Below are 19,288 nucleotides of genomic sequence, written 5' to 3' on the forward strand. Positions count from 1 at the left end.
GGCTGAGGCAGAATCTGCATAAACAATCACGTGGAATTTCATCATGATTCTCTATGACCAGAGTATACCGGCAAGTAGAGAAGAGTTTGGATTTCAGTTCCCTGTGCGGGACAGTCGGGTTATCAACACATTTTGTCAAGTTCCCTGATTAAGGAGAAATCTGTCGGGGTCAGCCTCTTGCTTGATGCAGGCTCTGGTCTGGCTGGGCTTCTTTGAGAGCGAAATAACGAAAAAGGGTAGCCCCGATTTCTCGTGAGCTGCCTTTTGAATATGTTACAAGTCTCGGCCTGGAAGCATGGGCATATCGGATAATCTAACTGGGGGCGAATCGGGCGACTGGTAGATGTGTAGGGGCTGATTCTGTTTATTTGCTGAGTAGCAGATTCGCTGCATTTTTGGGGCTATGACTTTCTCGATTTTAGAAAATTTCACTATGAAGTCGAATAGATGTATTCAAAGCTTACCATTGCAGTACTTGTGCCACTGGATGCCTTGACCAGCGGTGTCCCCATGACGATAATCTGTGTATCGATTTAAAAAAATAGTGAAGCCATAAAAGATAAAGCCAAACCTGCCGCAAGGCAGGGACGGAAAGTCACGGGTCTTAAATGATAGCCGAACTGCCTTTGAGAAGGTGGTTCGGCTTTTTTTTATTGTCAGTTTGCTTGTTGCTGAAAGGGTATTGAGGTGGAACGACAACATTTCCGGTATGCCTTCGGCATTAAGTTGTGTGGAGATAGAGAGGGGGATGAGAATGCAGCTGCTTTATCAATGCTTGCCGGCGGGACAAGAGGCTGCTCCGGAAGCTTTGCCTTGCTACTTTATTCCCGCTCATTGACAACGTATCAGAATACAACTGGAGGACACCATGAAAACTTCAATTATCAGTGTCTGCATGTTTTTGGGGCTGCTTGGTGGCAACGTAGCACTTGCAGATAACACAAGTGAAATGATTGCCAGTGCAGAAAGCGCGGCTCCCCCTGTCGTTACTGGGGATGCCACCATAAAGGCATCGGACGGTACTGTTCTGCGCGAAGGTACAAACGGCTATACCTGTTATCCGCAACAAGAGACCATGGGGCCAATGTGTAATGACGCGGTTTGGGATGAGCTCATTGACGCGATGGTGAATAAACGGGATTTCCAGGCCAACAGCGTCGGCATTTCGTACATGCTGGCAGGTGAAGGCACTGCCCTCGGAGTAAGTAACAGCGACCCCTATCTCAGGGAACCAAAAGAAGGCGATGACTGGGTAAAGGAGGGACCTCACCTGATGATTGTTGTTCCTGACCGTACCATGCTCGACGGTCTGTCAACGGACCCCAAAGACCCGGTCTACGTGATGTGGAAAGATACGCCATACGCACACATCATGGTCAAAATCGCACCTGAATAATGCGGGATTACAGGCATAGGCACTCGCTTGCAAGTGTCTATGCCCTAAAGGGCTGTGGTTTAAGTAGAGTAATCCGGGAGGGCAAACTGGATGGAAAAGTCTTCGGCTGTTACACGTAGGGGGAATTGCTGAGATACAAAGAGGTTAGCAACAGTGCATTATAATTGAAAGGTACCCTATTATTTTGGCTGATTGATAAGAGTCGGTTCTCGTCAGTTGACATGGGAGCTTCAAGGTTGTCGCTGAGTTATTCTTTTACTCTTGGAAAACCGCCTCATCTATCATTAGAAGTTCAGTACTAAAGAGGAAGCTGAGAAAAACTATCTGTTTACATCTGGGATGTACTACATGCGTAGTAGAAAGCGCTCGGCTAATGGCTCTAAATCTCAAGCCGAATTTGAGGCCAGTAGCGAGTTGCTACTGAAGGTGGCTTAACTTATCCTCCACATTATTGGGAAAGAGAATTAAATTCTATTCCCCTTGTGTGATAGGTATTATAAAGAGTAAAGAGTAGTGGCTGGGATTATGTCGGACCAGGCCTTTCTGCGGAGTCCCGCTCCGCTCACTTACCTGTTCAACTGGTTGTTATCGGTTGAAAATTAATGCTTGCAGATAAGCGAACGAAGATAGATATCGATATCAGACCCATGGCATCGCTTAATTTTCGTTCGATGCCTGAATTTGCGAAAAAATTTGCAATACCCTGAAAGACTCCTGGATCCGGTTCGAGCTGATATCTGCACAAATACTCAGAAGGAAATCAAACCATGATTCTCTACGATCAGAGCATACCAGCCAGCATTGAAGAGTTCGGAGTTCAGATTCCTGTACGAGACAGTCGGGTCATAAAAACCTTTCAGGCCCTCTTGGACGATTCCCAGTTAAAGGCCAGGCAAGCCGACTGGCATGTCCCCAAAATTGCCGAACAGTTAAGGCGTGAAGATCTGTTGCGGGCCCACTCTGAGGAGTATGTGCAACGGTTGTACTCGGCCGGGCTTGAGCAGGAGATTATCTCTACCTTCGAGTTGATTGATGAAGAGGGTAAATATCACCGTTACGACCCGGATTCGGCGATAAGGCCGCTGACCGATCTTTTTGACCGACTGCTGAAAAAAACTGCGGGGTCGGTTCAGGCTGCGCGTCTGGCATTGCAGCATGGGTTCTGTTTTTCTTTCACTGGTGGTGCTCATCACGCCCAGCACAACTATGGCAATGGCTTTTGCTTACTCAATGACATTATTATCGCCTGCCGTAAGTTGCAGGCCGAAGGGCTGGTGCGGCAGGTCTGGGTAATCGATGTCGATGCTCACAAAGGCGATGGTACCGCTGCCCTTGCCGAGCATGATTCTTCAATTCGCACCCTGAGCATACACATGGCAAAAGGCTGGCCGCTGGATGGGCCGGAGAAACTCGCAGACGGTAGCCTTAACCCCTCTTTTATCCGAAGTGATATCGACATACCAATCGAAAGCGGCGAGGAAAGCCTTTATCTGGACAGGCTACGCATGGGTTTAGATACTCTGGAGGAAGTAGGCCGGGCCGATCTGGCCATTGTCGTCTGCGGGGCGGATCCGTATGAGGGCGATGAACTGCCCTCTGCTGCACTGTTGAAGCTCAGTCTGGAACAGATGTTCGAACGCGACAGACTTTTATATGAGTGGCTTGCCGCGCGAGACGTACCGGCGGCTTTTTTGATGGCAGGAGGGTACGGCGATAAGGTGTGGCGGGTCTACAGCCAGTTTTTGTTATGGGTACTGCATAAGCGTTTTGTTGCTGCATGAGTGGCTAAGTGTTGAACGTTGAATAGATAGTATGGAGCTGTTGAGGTGTTGACTCAGCAGGTCAATCTTTTGCGGGTTATGAACATCTGGTACTGGGCAGAATGGTAACTAGCAATGAAGGAAAGGAATCTCCCAGCAGTTATAGACCTGAGAGGGCCCCGGGAGACTTCGAATAATAGACATTTCAGTCTCTCTGAGTATTCTAATAACATAAGATTGAAGCGAATGAGAATGTTCTCATCTTGTTGCTCAGGCAGGAGATGGTCAATCTCCCGCCCAGTAAAACACGCAAATGAAAGATAACGTCACTTAACAACTATGGAGGCTTCCGATGAGCGCGAATTTGAAAAAGCTTTTGATTGTTTTAACAATTGCTATGTTTTCAATGATTGTGACTGCTTGCAAGGACAGCACTGAAGAACCTGCCGAGTCCGCTGTTGGAGAAGCGGTTGAAGAAACTGGCGAGGCCATGCAGGATGCAGGTGAAACTGTGATTGAGAAGACCCAGGAGGCAGGCGAGGCAGTGCAGGAAAAAGCTGAGGAAGCCGGTCAGGCGATGCAGGATGCCGGTACCGCCACCCAGGAAGCTGCTGAAGAGGCGGCCATGAAGACTGGGGAAGCCATGGAAGAGATGGCTGATCAGAGTGCAGATGCTATGGAATCGGCGGGGGATGCAGCCAGTGATGCTATGCAACCAGCCGATGAAAAAGTCGACGAGACCATGGAGTCTGCTGAAGGCGCGATGGAATCGGACCAGAAGACCGAGTGATTCGTGACTTTTGATATCCTTATTACGCACCATTTCCCTGATTTGCCTGGCGCCGGGGCCTGTAAGTCGTGGGCAATTTCTCCTGATAACCCGGCGTTGTCGGATTAAAAATAATGCTCGCAGATACACCAAGGAAATGAACCTGCGCTAATAGGGATATTAGGGGGCTCTGTCTGATTTACATTCGATACTCCGGAGTCTCGCGCTCGCTTACTTGATTTATACGACAGAATTGAGATAATTCGGCAGAAACATGCTTTGAATCTGTTGTGGTGTCTCTGTTTTCATCTGCCCGGATGTACTTTAATTGTGGCCTGGCAGGGAAATTCTCGTCAGCGCTATACATCTGCACGGAGCGTCGCTCATGGATAACTCTGTTTTGACTTCAGAGATGCTGATTGTTTTCGGACTGCTTGGTTTTGCCATAATTTTATTTGTCTTTGAATTACTGCGGGTAGATATTGTCGGTTTACTTATGATGGTTCTTTTGCCTCTGTTGGGGGTGATAGAACCTCAGGACGCTCTGGCTGGTTTAAGTTCTAACGCAGTTGTATCTGTTATCGCGGTGATGATAATCGGCGCGGGCCTGAATCGGACCGGGGTGATGAATGTGGTCGCCTCAAAGATCATTAAACTGGCCGGGCGGGGAGAGAAACAGATCATGCTGGTGGTGGCCACTGTGGTGGCGATCATCTCCAGCTTTATGCAGAATATAGGTGCGGCAGCCCTGTTTTTACCGGCTACCATGCGAATATGCCGCCGCCTTAATATCTCCGCCAGTCGTATTATTATGCCGATGGGCTTTGCGGCAATTACCGGTGGTTGTCTGACCCTTGTCGGCTCCAGCCCCCTGATCATGCTCAACGATCTGATGGCGAGCTGGTGGGCAAATAATAGTGAAGCGGTTGGCGGCTCTCAGTTTGTACCTCTCGAATTGCTCTCAATTACTCCTGTCGGGCTGGTGTTGCTGGCCTGCGTCCTGGTCTATTTTGCGGTATTCGGGAGCAGGTTGCTACCGGCAGATATGTGTGAGATTGATGAAGACTGCATGGATAAACGGCTGCAGGAAATCTATGGCAGTGTGGTCGGGGATGGCTATGAACTTGAGGTTCCACTATCATTTAGGCCCAAAAGTCTTGGGGAGCTGGAACTTCGATCACAGTTTAACATTACCGTTGTGGGTATAGCCAAAAATGAAGGTTATGTGAAAAATCTGGCACCCGTGATGGATTCGGTTGTAGGCCCCGGTGATGTGCTGTGGATCATCAGCTCAAAAGAAAAAATTGAGAAAGTAGCCGATGCTTACGGCTGGCGAATAAAGAAGCAGCATGAAATATTTGCCGAGGAAAACTCGCCGGATGAATCGGGTGTCATCGAAGGGGTAGTAATTCCCCACTCCAATCTCAGTGGTCACACCATGGCAGAGCTCCGCTTTCGCGACCTTTTTCAGGTGAACCCGCTGGCTATTGTGCGAGGCGATGAGATCATCATGGAGAATATCAATGTCACCACCCTTCTCCAGGGCGATACCATACTCTTACAGGGGCGGTGGCAGAGGTTTGAACTGCTGCGCCAGAAGATGGATATCGCCTTTATCGAAGAGGTAAAAGGGGAGCAATTTCTGCCTGAGAGAACGCGCTCGGCGATGTTTTTTGTGGTCCTGTCCCTGGTGCTTGCTCTCAGCTTTCATATAAAGCTTTCCATCGCCCTGCTTACCGGCGCCCTCGGGATGATTATTACCGGGGTGATAGCTGCAGACCGGGCCTACGAAGCGGTGGACTGGAGAACGGTTTTTCTGCTTTCCGGCCTGATCCCCCTTGGCGCAGCCTTTGAACAGACAGGTGCCGCAGCATATCTGGCAGAGCGTGTGATGAGTGTGGTCGGGACGCCGAACTCGCTGGTATTGCTGCTTGTAGTCTCAATGCTGAGCGCGTTTTTTTCTTTGCTGGCATCCAATGTGGGGGCGGCAGTACTGATGGTGCCCCTGGCCATGAACATGGCTGTTGAAGTGGGAGTAAACCCGGTTGTTGCAGGCATAGCCGTTGCTATGTCTGCGTCCAACACCTTTATTCTGCCCACGCACCAGGTAAATGCTCTCTTGATGCGTCCCGGAGGGTATAGAACAAAGGATTACATGCGGGCAGGCATCGGCATCACCATAATATATACAGTGGTGCTGGTTGCCTGCCTTGCAATGTTTTATGATCTGTAAGTGTCAATCTACGCAGCGTCATCATCTTCCCTGTTTCGGTAGAAAGCATAGCTACTGTGGCTTACCGCTAAAAGCTTGGAACCTGACGTTGCCTGAACCGATGAGAGAGGTATGTCAACTGAGGTTGAGGTTATAAAAGGTGTTGATGTAGGCCTTTGGGGCAACCGTCTTTTTCTGAAAGACAACATCTTTGATGTGAAGATCCCTGATGAGGTTTTCGGTAAACTTCTGCCTGGTATACTGATCGGTTTTCAAGCCGCCTCCCAGGTTGTCGAGGGCTATGATACCGTCATCTATCAGGCTCACCGTGATCTTTGGCGAATGTTTGGCAACCCTGGCCTGGACCTTGGCTAACAGGGTTTTCTTCTCCAGCAGTTGCGCTGATTCACTCGTTGTTTGGAATTGCGGCATCCTGGCCATGTGAACAAGCATATCGGCAGCCTCATTGATAGAAAGCCGATCGAGATTGAGCACGAGATCGTAAAGGCGGCTATCCCAGGCATCCTTGCCATAGATCCTCAGATTCCATTTTTGTCTCTCTTCATCGTCATGTTTCAGTCTGTCCCTGGCTTCTTCCTGAGTCCCGCCTTCGCGCGTCATTTCTTCCTTGATTCGCGAGCCCTTGCTGGCGATTATGCGAACTTTCAGCACGTGAGGAATATCTTCGAGAAAAAAATGGCCTGCAAGACCATGGTAAACGACATTATCTCTGGATACATGAGAGAGCAGGGCGGATTGAAAATAACGCAGATATCGTTCCCGATCGTAATAAAAGCGGTCGAGCATGGTGGGAGGGTCGTGCAGGATTTTGGCGATTTTTGACTCCGGGACATTGAATTCATTTGCGGCTTCAAGCAAAACCTCACGCGATGTGCAGATATATCCGAGCTTTTCTGCAAGCGCTTCGGCAACGTCCTTACCTTTACTGTAGCTCCCTCTGGAAATGGTAATGATCGACATGTTGAACCTCAAATTTGGGGGATATGGAAAACAATGCGTAGAAATACATCAGAGCCTAACATAAGCATTGTGACATCAAATGCATGCGGCGTTCTGAAGGTTAAGCGAGTTGAAGAACTATTGAAAAATTCAACGAAGCAGAAGATTGGTAGATATTCATGCACAAAATTAGTAACATAAGATGTTGTGGCAGGTGGACGAAGTGTTTTGGACCAGGCTGAATGAAATATTTCTGGTCAGCTCAAGGGTAAGCTATAATTGTTGCAGATGACCAACTAATCATGATACTTTCTCAGGGTCATTGCAGCGCACACTGTCATGGCATATTTTAACCAATTATATGTGCTTTTTTGCGTAATTCGCAATTATTGATGATCAGCAGAAATATATGAAACAGGAACTTTTAAAAGATTACCGATACGTCAGTGCTGGTACCCCGCCATCCTTGGTTGGCCGCACCTTTCCTTCACTGATTTTTTATATTCGCTTTATTCGCATAATTTCTCAATGTGCCAGCATGGCAAAACGGGGGGAGTTTGGCGATCAGCAGTGGCTGGAGAAGAGCTGGCAGGTTGTTAAAGTACTGGAAGATGTCGGTGTTCGGGTAAGAGTTACAGGGATGGAGCATGTCGAAGCGGATGGAGGCCCTTGTGTTTTTATCGGCAATCATATGAGCTTCCTGGAAACGGTTATTCTGCCTGCCATAATTTTACCCAAGCCTGTGACTTTCGTGGTTAAGCAAAGCCTGCTGGAATATCCAATATTCAAACATGTCTTGGCTTCCCGCGATCCCATTGCGGTTACCAGAACGAATCCACGGCAGGATCTTAAAGCGGTACTCGATGAGGGAGTAAAACGGTTACAGCAGGGAACGTCTGTTGTGGTGTTCCCACAATCGACCAGGTCACATGTATTTGATCCTGCCAAGATGAGTTCAATAGGCGTCAAGCTCGCCAGAAAAGCCAATGTACCCGTAGTGCCTATTGCCTTGAAAACAGATGCGCTGCAGAATGGCAAAATGCTCAAAGATTTTGGAAAGGTCGAACCGAGTCTTTCCATTGAGTTTGCCTTTGGTGCGCAACTGACAATTGAAGACCGTGGCAATGGCGTGCAGGAAGAGGTGAACAGCTTTATTGAAAAGAAGCTGGACCAGTGGGGAAAAGAACTGCTTTCCGTTTAACTGGAAAACAGGTAGCAAAAAAAAAGGATGAGCTTCGGCTTTATTGATACCGAAGCTCATCCTGGAAGAAAGAATCAGTCTTTGGAGAGTTCTGGTTCCTGCTCGAAATCGTCGTCATCGTCATCATAAACGTCTTCTTCCTCATCATCGCTGTCGCCGTCGTCTTCTTCTGCGGCTTTCTGCTCTTCGTGCTCCTGGATTGCAGCTTCATTCTGCATCCGGACGGCCTTAGGAATTTTCGATTCAGGAAGAATCATTTCGGTGATTTTTGCGATCTCATCGTGGACATCGTTGTCTTGTTGACAGATCGGGCATTCATCTACATGGCGCTCCATAAAACCAACCATGCGGGCAGGCGCCATTGTCTCGTCTCTGACGCTTACGAACCATTGTTTCGTCAGTTTTATTAATCGTTCACACTGCATTTTGTTGTATTTTACCTATGTTTTAAGATAGTTACCTGTGGCCGTATGTGGCCTGCAGGGTAACACTTTTTTGAAAAAACGATTTGAAGAATGTATTATAATAAAAACTTGTTTTCGAGGTCAATACTTATTAGTATGTCGTCTCCGTTCAAATCGCCAACGGAAGTGGACAGGGCACTGGTGGCCCTCCCGGACTTCAAATCCGGTGTAGCGGGTTAATAGCCCGCTAGGTGGGTTCGATTCCCATGCACTTCCGCCAAGATATATTTAAGCGCCTTATGCCTCGTGCATAAGGCGCTTTTTTGTTTCATGAGAACCTGCCTACATGGAACAACATTTCACCTAAAATTAGGTTTCCTGGTCGCAAAAATCAAGGTGCACCGCCCTAATGTGCTGTTTTGGTACATAATTATCAAATGGCAGGATTCTTTGGCTGAAAACGGATTCTGGCATTAAGACCTTTATCGATGATTGTTTTCGAGAATGAGAACAGCCCATACACCGCTCTTGAATTTACTATATCACGACACGGGTGAAACCAGAGCACAAGAATTGAAAATATATGAAGGGTCCCAAGTGTTAGGGTGAAGCTTTAACATTCCATATGCAAATAAAAGCATAAGGCGCCTGCAGCTCAAGACTGCAGGCGCCTTTGTCAGACTGCGGGAACTTCTTATTTGATAAGAGGATGCCCCATCTCTTCGCGCTGAAGTACGTAACGCTCAGCAACCTTTCTGGCAATATTACGGATTCTGCCAATGTAACGGGTACGTTCTGCAACACTGATTGCCTTGCGAGCGTCCAGCAGGTTGAAGGTGTGGGAACATTTCAGGCAGTAGTCGTATGCCGGGAGGATGAGTCCCTTCTCCACCAGCTTCAACGCTTCTTCTTCAAATGAATTGAAAAAGCCGATCATCTTTTCAACGTTGGCCTCTTCGAAATTGAAGGTCGAGAACTCGACTTCAGCCTGATGGAAGATTTCGCCATAGGTGACGTTATCGTTCCACTTGATATCATAGACACTCTCAACCCCCTGGAGATACATGGCGATGCGTTCGAGGCCGTAGGTGATCTCCACAGTGGTGGGGTGCAGCTCAATGGAACCAGCCTGCTGAAAGTAGGTAAACTGGGTTATCTCCATGCCGTCGAGCCACACTTCCCAACCCAGGCCTGATGCACCGAGTGTTGGGGATTCCCAGTCGTCTTCTACGAAGCGGATATCGTGCTCAAGCAGATCAAGGCCGAATTGTTTGAGACTGCCGAGGTAGAGTTCCTGAACATCTAGTGGCGAGGGTTTCAAGACAACCTGGTACTGATAGTAATGCTGCAGTCGGTTCGGGTTGTCTCCATAGCGACCATCTGTAGGGCGGCGGGATGGCTGCGGGTAGGCTGCTTTCCACGGCTCGGGGCCAAGTGCCCTGAGAAGGGTCGCGGGGTGGAAGGTGCCGGCTCCTACCTCCATATCATATGGTTGCTGGATAACACAGCCCTGACCTGACCAGTAGGTGTCGAGCTCAAATATTATATCTTGAAAGTTCATGAAATTCCCTCGTAATTCGTACTGGGTATTGAAAAGAAAAGTTACGGATTCTGCGATATCAACCCATGCCGGCGCTTTGGCAGATTGACGGGCAGATTAGCGATATATAAACACAATGCAAGTATAATTGCTCCCTTGACTTTTGTCTATTGGATCATAATTATATGCGCTTAAGCTACCACAGCAGCCCCAGCGGGTAAATATTTTTCTCCGGTGAGAGTTTCTGTATATTTTCTCTATTCCGTTACATTTCAACGGCTTCTAAATGCTACATATCCCCAGTCACAAAGATTATTCGGCAATACTCACCAGCGCAAAAAACATTGCGGTGGTAGGCCTTTCACCAAAAGCAGCGCGCCCGAGCAATGATGTCGCCCGCTACCTGATCGGGGTTGGGTATACAGTTTACCCGGTTAATCCAGGCCAGGATTCCATTCTGGGTTTGAAATGCTATCCCAGTCTGGATGCACTTTCTGCTTCAATTGATATCGTCAATATCTTCAGACGATCCTCTGAAGTGTTGCCGATCGTTGAAGCGGCGGTGGAAATTGGCGCATCCACAGTCTGGATGCAGGAGGGCATAGTCAACACCGAGGCTGCCGACTATGCCGAGGCTCACGGCCTGCAGGTGGTGATGGACAGGTGTATCAAGATAGATCATATGAACCTGGCGCCGATAGCACACTGATTCAGAACCTCCGCTGAAAATCCTTATACCCCTTTCTTTTTATGGAACCAAAACTGCTTAGCATACGCGGTGCGCGCATGCACAACCTGAAAAATATCGATGTTGACCTCCCTAGAAATAAACTGGTTGTTTTTACAGGTCTTTCCGGGTCCGGCAAATCGACCCTTGCTTTTGATACCCTCTATGCAGAAGGTCAGAGGCGTTATGTCGAGTCTCTTTCCACCTATGCCCGCCAGTTTCTCGGGCAGATGGATAAGCCGGATGTCGACTCGCTGGAAGGGCTTTCCCCCGCGGTTTCCATAGAACAGAAAACCACCAGCAAAAATCCGCGTTCCACTGTGGGAACTGTAACTGAGATTTATGATCATTTGCGTCTGCTCTATGCGAGATGTGGTCGGCCTCATTGCCCAGAGTGCGGTTCGGAAATTCAGGCCCAGTCCATTGAGGATATGGTCAATACGCTGATGGCTGAGCCGGAAGGCAAGAAAGTTATACTGATGGCCCCTCTGGTTACGGCCAGGAAAGGCCGCCATGAGCAGATACTGGCAAGAATTCGCAAGGAAGGTTTTGTCAGGGTTCGGGTCGATGGTGAGATTTACCATGCAGACGAGATCACTGCGCTTGAGAAGAATAAACGTCATACAATCGAAGTGGTCATTGACAGGCTGGTCATTAAGCCATCCATCAGGAGAAGACTGTCAGACTCTGTCAGCACAGCGGTGAAGGTGACTGATGGCTTTTTGCTGGCCAACTACCCTGATGACAATTCAGAACAACTCTTCAGCGAGCATGCGGCCTGCCATAGTTGCGGAATTTCCATGCCGCAGATTTCAACCCAGCTCTTTTCGTTTAACAACCCCCAAGGCGCGTGTCCTGAATGCAGTGGTCTTGGGGTAAACCAGTTTTTTGACGCATCTCTAGTAGTTCCGGATCAAAGTAAGTCTATAATTGATGGCGCTATCGCTCCGTGGGGGTGGCGTTCTGAGTCTACATATACTGGACAATTGCTCTCGGCTGTGGCCAAGCATTATGGATTTCGTCTGAGCACTCCTTTTAGCAAGCTTGCACCTGAACACCAGAAGGTCATTCTGTTTGGGACAGGGGATGAAGAAATTCATTTCTATTACCAGAAGGGGCGGCGGGTAATGACCGCCGAAAAGAGTTTTGAAGGGGTTATTCCCCAGCTCGACCGGCGTTTCCACGAAACACAATCACCGATGATCCGCGATGAACTCTCTAAATTCATGAATGAGCAGACCTGTTCGAAATGTAAGGGAGCCCGCCTGAAACCAGAGGCACTTGCGGTAAAAGTTGGCCCACATTCCATCTATGAGTTGACCAGATTTTCAATAGGCAAACTGCTCAATGAACTGCCGCTTCTGCCGTTTAACTCCAGGGAACGGAAGATCGGTGAACCGATTTTAAAAGAGATCGTAGACAGACTTTCATTTCTGGAAGATGTCGGCTTGAGCTATTTATCCCTGGAACGGCGGGCAGGGACCCTTTCGGGCGGCGAGGCCCAGCGAATTCGCCTGGCATCCCAGATTGGTTCCAGGCTTGCAGGTGTCTTATACATTCTCGATGAGCCAAGTATAGGTTTGCACCAGAGGGATAACCAGAAACTGATTAATACCCTTATCGAATTGCGTGATCTTGGCAACAGCGTGATTGTCGTCGAGCACGACACGGATACTATTCTCGCCGCGGATCATATACTCGATATGGGACCTGGTGCCGGAATCCATGGTGGAGAGGTGGTCTACGGGGGCGATGTGAAAGGGCTGCTGGCCGACGACACATCGGTAACAGGGGCGTATCTTTCCAATCGTAAACGCATTGAGGTTCCTGGAAAGCGCAGAAAAGTACACAAGAAAAAGTCGAACAACCTGGTGGTCAAGAACGCTACAACCAACAACCTCAAAGGGATTACCGCCAATTTCCCTATTGGTGTCATGACCTGTGTAACAGGTGTCTCCGGTTCTGGTAAGAGTTCTCTGGTAATTGAGACGCTGTATGGGCTGGCCAAGAAGGGTCTGTCGCTGAGGCAGAATAAATTTGAAACAGAGGCTGGTGAAATTTCGGGGCTGCAGCATATTGATAAGATTGTCGATATTGATCAGAGCCCGATTGGGCGTACCCCGAGATCAAACCCGGCGACGTATGCTGGAGTATTTACGCCGATTCGAGAACTGTTTTCCCGCTTGCCCGAATCTCGTGCCCGTGGATACAAGCCGGGACGATTCAGCTTCAACATCAAAGGCGGACGCTGCGAGGCCTGTGATGGCGAGGGTGTAAACAAAATTGCCATGCACTTTCTACCCGATATTTATGTGGTTTGTGAAACTTGCCAGGGCAAACGCTATAATACTGAGACCCTCGATATTCTCTATCGTGACAAAAACATCCACGAGGTTCTCAACATGACGGTGGCTGAAGCTCTGGAATTTTTCCAGAACATTCCGCCAATAAAGAACAGGCTCCAGACATTGTATGATGTGGGGTTGTCTTATATTAAGCTTGGGCAGTCATCAGTTACGCTCTCGGGCGGTGAGGCACAGCGGGTGAAGCTTGGCCGGGAACTGTCTGGCCGGCCAAGTGGTAAGACACTTTATATTCTGGACGAGCCCACAACTGGTCTTCACCCTGCAGATATTCAACATCTACTCAATGTTCTTGGACGGCTGGTTGAGCATGGGAACTCTGTTGTGATAATTGAGCATAACCTTGATGTTGTAAAAACAGCAGACTGGATTATCGATGTCGGGCCGGAAGGCGGCGATGATGGTGGCGAGATAGTTGCGTGTGGCACCCCTGAAGATATCTCGTCAGTTCAGAATTCACATACAGGTCAATTTCTGCTGCCGGTTCTGGAACAGAATGTTACCGAGAACAGTTTGAACTGAAATCTGTCGAAAAGCTTGAATGATGTGGTCAAGTGCGGTTAAATGCCATCCGACCACTTGAATATGCGTTGGACGAAACATTTAAATATCCAATACATCAATTACATAACTATAAAGAAAAACGAGGGAGATAATGGCTGAAAATACCGACAACCAACAATCAGCTCCACGTCCGGAGTTCCGCATGCAGAAAATGTTCATCAAAGATCTTTCCTTTGAGAACCCAAATGCTCCGGAAGTATACATTACCCAGCAGAAATCTGAGCCAAAGGTAGAGCTGAATCTCAACCTCAATCACAAGAAGATCGATGATGATCATTTTGAGGTTGCGTTGCAGGTTTATGCCAAAGTTTCTTCCAAAGATGATGATAAGGCGCTTTTTATTCTCGAGATTGAGCATGCAGGTATTTTCCTGGTAAAGAACATCCCTGCAGAGCATGTGGAGATGGTTCTTGGCGTTGACTGCCCAACCCTGCTGTTCCCATTCACCCGCCAGATCGTCAGCCAGATCACCGTGGATGGTGGTTTCTCTCCATTCCTTATGGAGCCTGTGAACTTCATGGCTCTTTTCCAGAATGCCAAGGCGAAGAAAGAGGCAAGCCAGAACAATTAATCTGTTCAGGTTTCCTTGAAAATAGAAAAGGGGAATGCTCAATTGAGCATTCCCCTTTTTTCGTTTGGAGAGACTTGTATTAAGAGTTCCAGCTAAAGGAAGGTGTAGATAACAAAGTTGTCTACAAGCGTAGTTACACCTTTCTCGATGGCTTTGTTGAACAGGGTGTCATACTGGTTGTCGGCATAAACAGATTCCGGAGATACCAGCACTCTTATGCGGTTGGTGTATACCACGTTTCCGGTTGCTGCTTCCTGAACCCAGATACGGAGCTGGACGGCTGCCTGGTCGACACGGTTCTGGTAGGATTGCTTGCCGGCAAACATACCGACAGAGCCCCAGAGGATGGCATTGGCGGTATCTCCACCGCTGATACCGAGAATCTCGTCACCCTCGCCCCACGGTGAACCAACATTGTGACCGATGATTCCACCTAAAATTCCGCCAGTGAGCATGTTGTTGGTTTCATCGTATTCATCGGAGCTGGCAAAACCAAAGGCGAGGCGATTGGCACTGTTGTTGACGAATGGAATTATACCTTTTTTCCAGGGAACCCATTCTGTATCCTGACGGGTCTTGTATTCAAGGATACGACCACGGACAATGTAATCAGCGTCGAATTGGCGACCGATCTTGGCGACAGTCTGTTTGGTGAGGCCGTGGGTGCCTGGACTGCTAACTGCCTCATTCTGATTTTTAAAGGATTGTTCGTTGTAATGAGTCAGGATTGAGGTCATGGTATCAGACCAATCCCCTGAGTTGATTTCCTGGCTGAGTGAGCTTGAACCAATTGACTCGTACGGCATTAAGGCAATTACATTTTGGTTCACTAAATATTGAAAGACATCTTCCTGAATCGGCAACCCAAAACCGTTAGCAGACAACCTGTCGACAAGCGTCTCGGTGACCATCATGTTGCGTCGATGGGCGGAGTCTATCGCATCGCCTTGCGAATAATCCGCAAATGGTAGAATAACTACTGTCTTGCCGTAACCTGGGGCATTGGGGCCTGGGTTTTCAGGTACGTTCAGGGTTTCTATCACTGTTTGTCCACAACCTGTAAGAGCCAGTGTAAGAATACCTAATAAAAAAATTCTGAGCCTCTCCATGATCAACTCCTAACGTGTATTTGATAATTGATGTCCGATAAGGATGTATTTAGATGATTACTGGGCGCAAAAGAATTATAAGCTCTCGCTTAGTTTTAATTTTCTCCTTATAGCCGAATAAGTACTTAATAACTGGTATATCTCCAACTACCGGAGCAAATGCGTCTTGAGTATCATCAACGTTACTAATCAATCCTCCAATTACCAGCATGTCACCATTTTTAACACGTACTGTTGTGCTCATCTCCCGGACATTGACAATTGGTAAGCCGACTTCGGCACCATCAGGTCCAATGGGCTGATATGTAATAGGTTCTTCAAGTTCAGAGGTTACAGGAACAAGGTTCATGATAATTTCATCATCATCAAGAATGGTAGCGGTCAGTGCCATTCCAATTCCAGATAGTATTCGTTCTGTTTCAGCAGAGTATGTAGTGATACCATTTTCTATATCTCTGTCGGCCTCTACTCTGTCAATGTAGGTAACGTTACGGCCAACGGTGATCAAGGCTGGTTGCCCGTTCATTACACTGATTTTCGGGTTAGACAGTATTTGGGTATTACCTTGTTCTTTTAGGGCGTTAAGGAAAACGCCAAATTCAGCTGATTTTAAGGTGATGCTTGATATGAAATCGCTGCCTGCAGAAGGATAGATTTGCCCTGTAACGGGATCGCCGAAGTTAACCATACCTGAAACAGGGAAGTCTTTAAGAACGCTGCTCCAATTAATGCCAATTGATGATGAATCGTTTAATTGAACTTCGACTATCTTTGCCTCAATAGTGATCTGCTTATAAAGTTCTTTTTTAAGAGTAACAAAATAAGCGTCGAGTCGTTCGAGTAAGGGGCGTGGAGCAGAAACGGTTACAACGCCTATGGGCTTGTCGATGATGTACATCGAGCCACCGCTGGAAATTTGACGGGTCGCTAATTGACCATCACTATCGGTTTCCTGATCTGTTGTATTAGAATTATCGGTAGCAGCAGGGGGGGCAGTAGCCTGGGTAAAAGCTCGTGTGTTCCAGGTGTTAATGATTGCATCCATGTTGTCCTGAACATTCTTCCAGATATCAAATTCATTATCAGAGCTTTTTAATGATATCGTTCCATCTATATCTGTTCCGCTTGAATCGCCGCCTAAAACATTACCGCCAGTACCGGTGGAGTATCTCTGGTTGGTAAAAGGCATGGCAATATGATAGCGGCGGGTTTCTTTATACTTTACGACAACTGTATTTCCCTGTACCTCATGGAAGTAGTCGACCTGGCGAAGCAGGTTGTCGATAGAGTCGTAGAAATCGTCGTTGGCACTGATATCGACGTCGACCAGTACCTTCTGGTCAACATCACTGGCCCAGGATACATTCATTCCCTTGAGTGCGGCGAGGCGTTTGAGGATATCCCAGAGAGGCTGGGGGCCCCGGGTGGATCGAATTGAGGCACCCACCTTGATCGAGGTGATCTCCTCTTCTTCCAGCGTATCCTTACCTTCCATATCGAGCATATAGCTTGGAGTCTGATAACGGACTGGTAGAGTAAGTGGCCCCTCGGGTGCTTGTGCCAATACCCGGGGTTGGGCCAGTGGTTCTTCAACGATTGCAGACTGTTCTGCAGCCGGTGCGGGTGCAGGGGTTGCATCTGCCCCATCGGGAGAGTGCTTGCAAGCATTGAGGCTGGTAAGAAGAAGTACCAGGCTGCCGGCTAGAAAAATGTTTTTTATGGACATCATAAAAACCTCGTGGTGCTGTCTATCAATTGTAAGAGAAATTGACCAAATTTATTCTGGAACTCGAACCTATTAATTACCTGCCGCAACACGTTCTTGAATATACTCCTTCAAGTCTGGACGAAGTTGATATCCGGAAGTAATGATCGCGCTGTATTCTTTAACTGCCTGTTCACTGTTCCCGATCTTATCGTATATACGGGCTCTGGTGAGCATGGTGTCGAGAGTCTCACCATAATATTTGTGATATTGGTTGATCAATTTAAGTGCAGCCTGATGCTGATTGTTGGATTCATTGAAGGCTGCAAAACTGAAGAGAGCTTCTTTCAGGGGAGGCTCCTGACTGACTGCTTGCATGAAGTACTCTGAAGCCTCACCAGTGCGTTGCATATTGGCAAGGCCGATTGCAGCATAGAGGGCGGCACGGCTATTTGTTGGGTCGGCTTCGAGTGCTTTTTTTGCGCAATAGACCGCTTTGGCATTCATGCCCATATGAACGAGGTAGATTGTGGCCATACGGTTGTGGATGTTAGAATTCGTAGGCCACAGTTCGACAGCTTCTTCATAGAGTTTGACTGCTCGCTCATAATTCTGTTTGTCATCCGCAGCTTTTGCCACCTTGAGAATCTCTTTTGCTTTCATGAGTTCAGGTGTTTGAGTCGCTGTCTGTTCGATGATGAGAGCTTCCTGTTCAACGACCTGCAGGTCAGCTTCAAAAGAGAGATTGTCAACCGCTCGTTCAGGCCACTCAAAAGCTTTCTTTTTTGGGTAGATAACGATGGTGTTAAAACGCTCTTCCTTGACCAGGTCATGGAGGTTCAGGATCACATCCAGGGCGAAATCCCAGGGAACATCGCTTAAGGCAAGGGTCACGGTGCCGGCAACACCTTCGTCTACGATGATGTTGAGATCTGTGATCTGCCTGAACAGACGGAAGACATTGTGAATGTCAATTTTATAGAAATCGACACTGATCCGCTGATTGTTGTAGCCGGAGAACGCAAAAGTGTCCTGAAGGGATGGTACCGTATCTGCTTTTGGAATGCCTGGAGATGAGCCTGGCTTGACTTTCGCAAGAAGGTCGCTTGATGATTCGATCAACTCATCGAGGGTTGAGTCAGCGTTGGCAGGCACTGAGGAGCGGCTGCCGGTTGCCGAGACAGTTCCAGCCCCGAGGTTGTTTTTGACAATGACTTTGAGCCCCTGTTCGGTGTTTTGAATGTCGTAATCAAAAATTTCAGTCGTGGCTGAATCAAAGACTATCCTTGCACCTGCTCCGCGTTCAGCGACCCGGATTTTGTCGACAGCGGTGCCAACGTATTTCTCACGAAGTAATTCGATGATAGAGACGTCTGAAATATCGATGAACATCCTGGCGGGTTTGTCACCTTCACCGGCCAGTGTGGCAGTTTTGTAGCTTGTTACCGGAGCTGTCGAAGAAAGCAGAATTGTCGTTTCCATCTCATTTTTGCTGATTTGAAAATCGGTAATGGATGGAACCGATGGGGTGTTGAGTTTCAATCGCTCATTGCGATCCTCATCGGCCGGTGCTATGACAATCGAGATATTGTTACCGTTTCGGTTAACGGTATAGTCATGGGAATCGGCGATGGCGATTTCAAAGCGAGTGACCTGCGGGTCCTGATCAGAGAGAGTGGTAACAGTCATCTGGCCCACAGGGTTTTGGACAATCAGAGGGGCGGTGGTTGACACGCCTTCATCAAAAACAGCACCTGCGACATTGACAACCACCCTGAACGGAGCAAACAGCTCTGACACCGTGTATGGTGGGATAGATTTACCAACAATGTCTATTGAAAGAGTGTTGTTTGCAAATTTTGATTCAAGTGCGGAAATGTGATATTTCTGCAGTGCTGTAGCATTTTCTGCCTCCTGAGCGAAAACCTCGGCTCTACCGGATAGCAGGATAATGGTCAGCACAGAAAGAACGGCCAATTGGGAAATTGCAGACCTCGCGTACATTAT

General features: G+C 47.9%; 14 protein-coding genes, 1 tRNA gene and 1 riboswitch. Of the genes, 9 read left to right on the top strand and 6 right to left on the bottom strand.

From position 1 onward, the window contains the following. The first annotated feature begins 554 nt into the window (after nt 1-554). Nucleotides 555-628: riboswitch (cyclic di-GMP riboswitch) on the top strand. A gap of 240 nt (nt 629-868) precedes the next feature. The 4 genes from FCL45_RS06230 to FCL45_RS06245 all read left to right on the top strand — a co-directional run bounded on the left by FCL45_RS06230 (nt 869) and on the right by FCL45_RS06245 (nt 6,158). Next, complete coding sequence (locus tag FCL45_RS06230; RefSeq protein WP_136798560.1) at nt 869-1,396, top strand: hypothetical protein; 528 nt, start codon at nt 869-871, stop codon at nt 1,394-1,396. A gap of 767 nt (nt 1,397-2,163) precedes the next feature. Next, complete coding sequence (locus FCL45_RS06235) at nt 2,164-3,177, top strand: histone deacetylase family protein (protein WP_136798561.1); 1,014 nt, start codon at nt 2,164-2,166, stop codon at nt 3,175-3,177. 331 nt (nt 3,178-3,508) lie between these two features. Continuing rightward, nucleotides 3,509-3,946, top strand: coding sequence for a hypothetical protein (locus FCL45_RS06240; RefSeq protein ID WP_136798562.1), 438 nt, complete (start codon nt 3,509-3,511; stop codon nt 3,944-3,946). 364 nt (nt 3,947-4,310) lie between these two features. Further along, nucleotides 4,311-6,158 carry an SLC13 family permease gene (locus FCL45_RS06245; RefSeq protein WP_217907681.1) on the top strand — a complete coding sequence of 616 codons (1,848 nt, stop codon included), beginning with the start codon at nt 4,311-4,313 and terminating at the stop codon, nt 6,156-6,158. A 114-nt stretch (nt 6,159-6,272) separates the two neighbouring features. On the opposite strand, the gene FCL45_RS06250 is transcribed toward FCL45_RS06245, so the two are convergent. Next, nucleotides 6,273-7,118: a cytidylate kinase-like family protein gene (locus FCL45_RS06250; protein WP_136798563.1), complete on the bottom strand. Its 846-nt coding sequence runs from the start codon at nt 7,116-7,118 to the stop codon at nt 6,273-6,275. Nucleotides 7,119-7,506: 388 nt separating this feature from the next. On the opposite strand from FCL45_RS06250, the gene FCL45_RS06255 reads away from it, so the two are divergent. Next, the gene (locus FCL45_RS06255) at nt 7,507-8,298 is read left to right on the top strand and encodes a lysophospholipid acyltransferase family protein (protein WP_136798564.1); all 792 of its coding nucleotides are present in this window, start codon (nt 7,507-7,509) and stop codon (nt 8,296-8,298) included. Between the two features lie 74 nt (nt 8,299-8,372). Here FCL45_RS06255 and FCL45_RS06260 read toward each other — a convergent pair whose 3' ends face one another. Further along, complete coding sequence (locus FCL45_RS06260; RefSeq protein ID WP_167495825.1) at nt 8,373-8,660, bottom strand: hypothetical protein; 288 nt, start codon at nt 8,658-8,660, stop codon at nt 8,373-8,375. 224 nt (nt 8,661-8,884) lie between these two features. Here FCL45_RS06260 and FCL45_RS06265 point away from each other — a divergent pair. Beyond that, nucleotides 8,885-8,982, top strand: a tRNA-Sec gene (locus FCL45_RS06265). 414 nt (nt 8,983-9,396) lie between these two features. Here the strand turns inward: FCL45_RS06265 and glyQ are convergent. Further along, nucleotides 9,397-10,263 (bottom strand): glycine--tRNA ligase subunit alpha, encoded by an 867-nt coding sequence (gene glyQ, locus FCL45_RS06270; RefSeq protein ID WP_136798566.1) that lies wholly within the window; start codon nt 10,261-10,263, stop codon nt 9,397-9,399. A gap of 265 nt (nt 10,264-10,528) precedes the next feature. Here glyQ and FCL45_RS06275 point away from each other — a divergent pair, with 265 nt between their 5' ends. The 3 genes from FCL45_RS06275 (at nt 10,529) to secB (ending at nt 14,467) form a co-directional block, all read left to right on the top strand. After that, nucleotides 10,529-10,951, top strand: a complete 423-nt coding sequence (locus FCL45_RS06275) for a CoA-binding protein (protein ID WP_136798567.1) — start codon at nt 10,529-10,531, stop codon at nt 10,949-10,951. Between the two features lie 41 nt (nt 10,952-10,992). After that, nucleotides 10,993-13,854, top strand: coding sequence for an excinuclease ABC subunit UvrA (gene uvrA / locus FCL45_RS06280; RefSeq protein WP_136798568.1), 2,862 nt, complete (start codon nt 10,993-10,995; stop codon nt 13,852-13,854). A 133-nt stretch (nt 13,855-13,987) separates the two neighbouring features. Continuing rightward, nucleotides 13,988-14,467: a protein-export chaperone SecB gene (secB, locus tag FCL45_RS06285; protein WP_136798569.1), complete on the top strand. Its 480-nt coding sequence runs from the start codon at nt 13,988-13,990 to the stop codon at nt 14,465-14,467. Between the two features lie 92 nt (nt 14,468-14,559). Here secB and FCL45_RS06290 read toward each other — a convergent pair whose 3' ends face one another. From FCL45_RS06290 to FCL45_RS06300, 3 genes are all read right to left on the bottom strand, one after another. Beyond that, nucleotides 14,560-15,576: a hypothetical protein gene (locus FCL45_RS06290; protein ID WP_136798570.1), complete on the bottom strand. Its 1,017-nt coding sequence runs from the start codon at nt 15,574-15,576 to the stop codon at nt 14,560-14,562. A 49-nt stretch (nt 15,577-15,625) separates the two neighbouring features. Continuing rightward, entirely contained in the window at nt 15,626-17,305 is a 1,680-nt protein-coding gene (gene mshL, locus FCL45_RS06295; RefSeq protein ID WP_136798571.1) for a pilus (MSHA type) biogenesis protein MshL, read from the bottom strand. A 69-nt stretch (nt 17,306-17,374) separates the two neighbouring features. Next, a complete protein-coding gene (locus FCL45_RS06300) occupies nt 17,375-19,285 on the bottom strand; it encodes a tetratricopeptide repeat protein (RefSeq protein ID WP_136798572.1) in 1,911 nt (636 codons plus the stop codon). Nucleotides 19,286-19,288: the final 3 nt, after the last annotated feature.

Origin of the sequence: Desulfosediminicola ganghwensis (assembly GCF_005116675.2) — a bacterium.
In the GTDB taxonomy this organism is placed as follows: domain Bacteria; phylum Desulfobacterota; class Desulfobulbia; order Desulfobulbales; family Desulfocapsaceae; genus Desulfopila; species Desulfopila ganghwensis.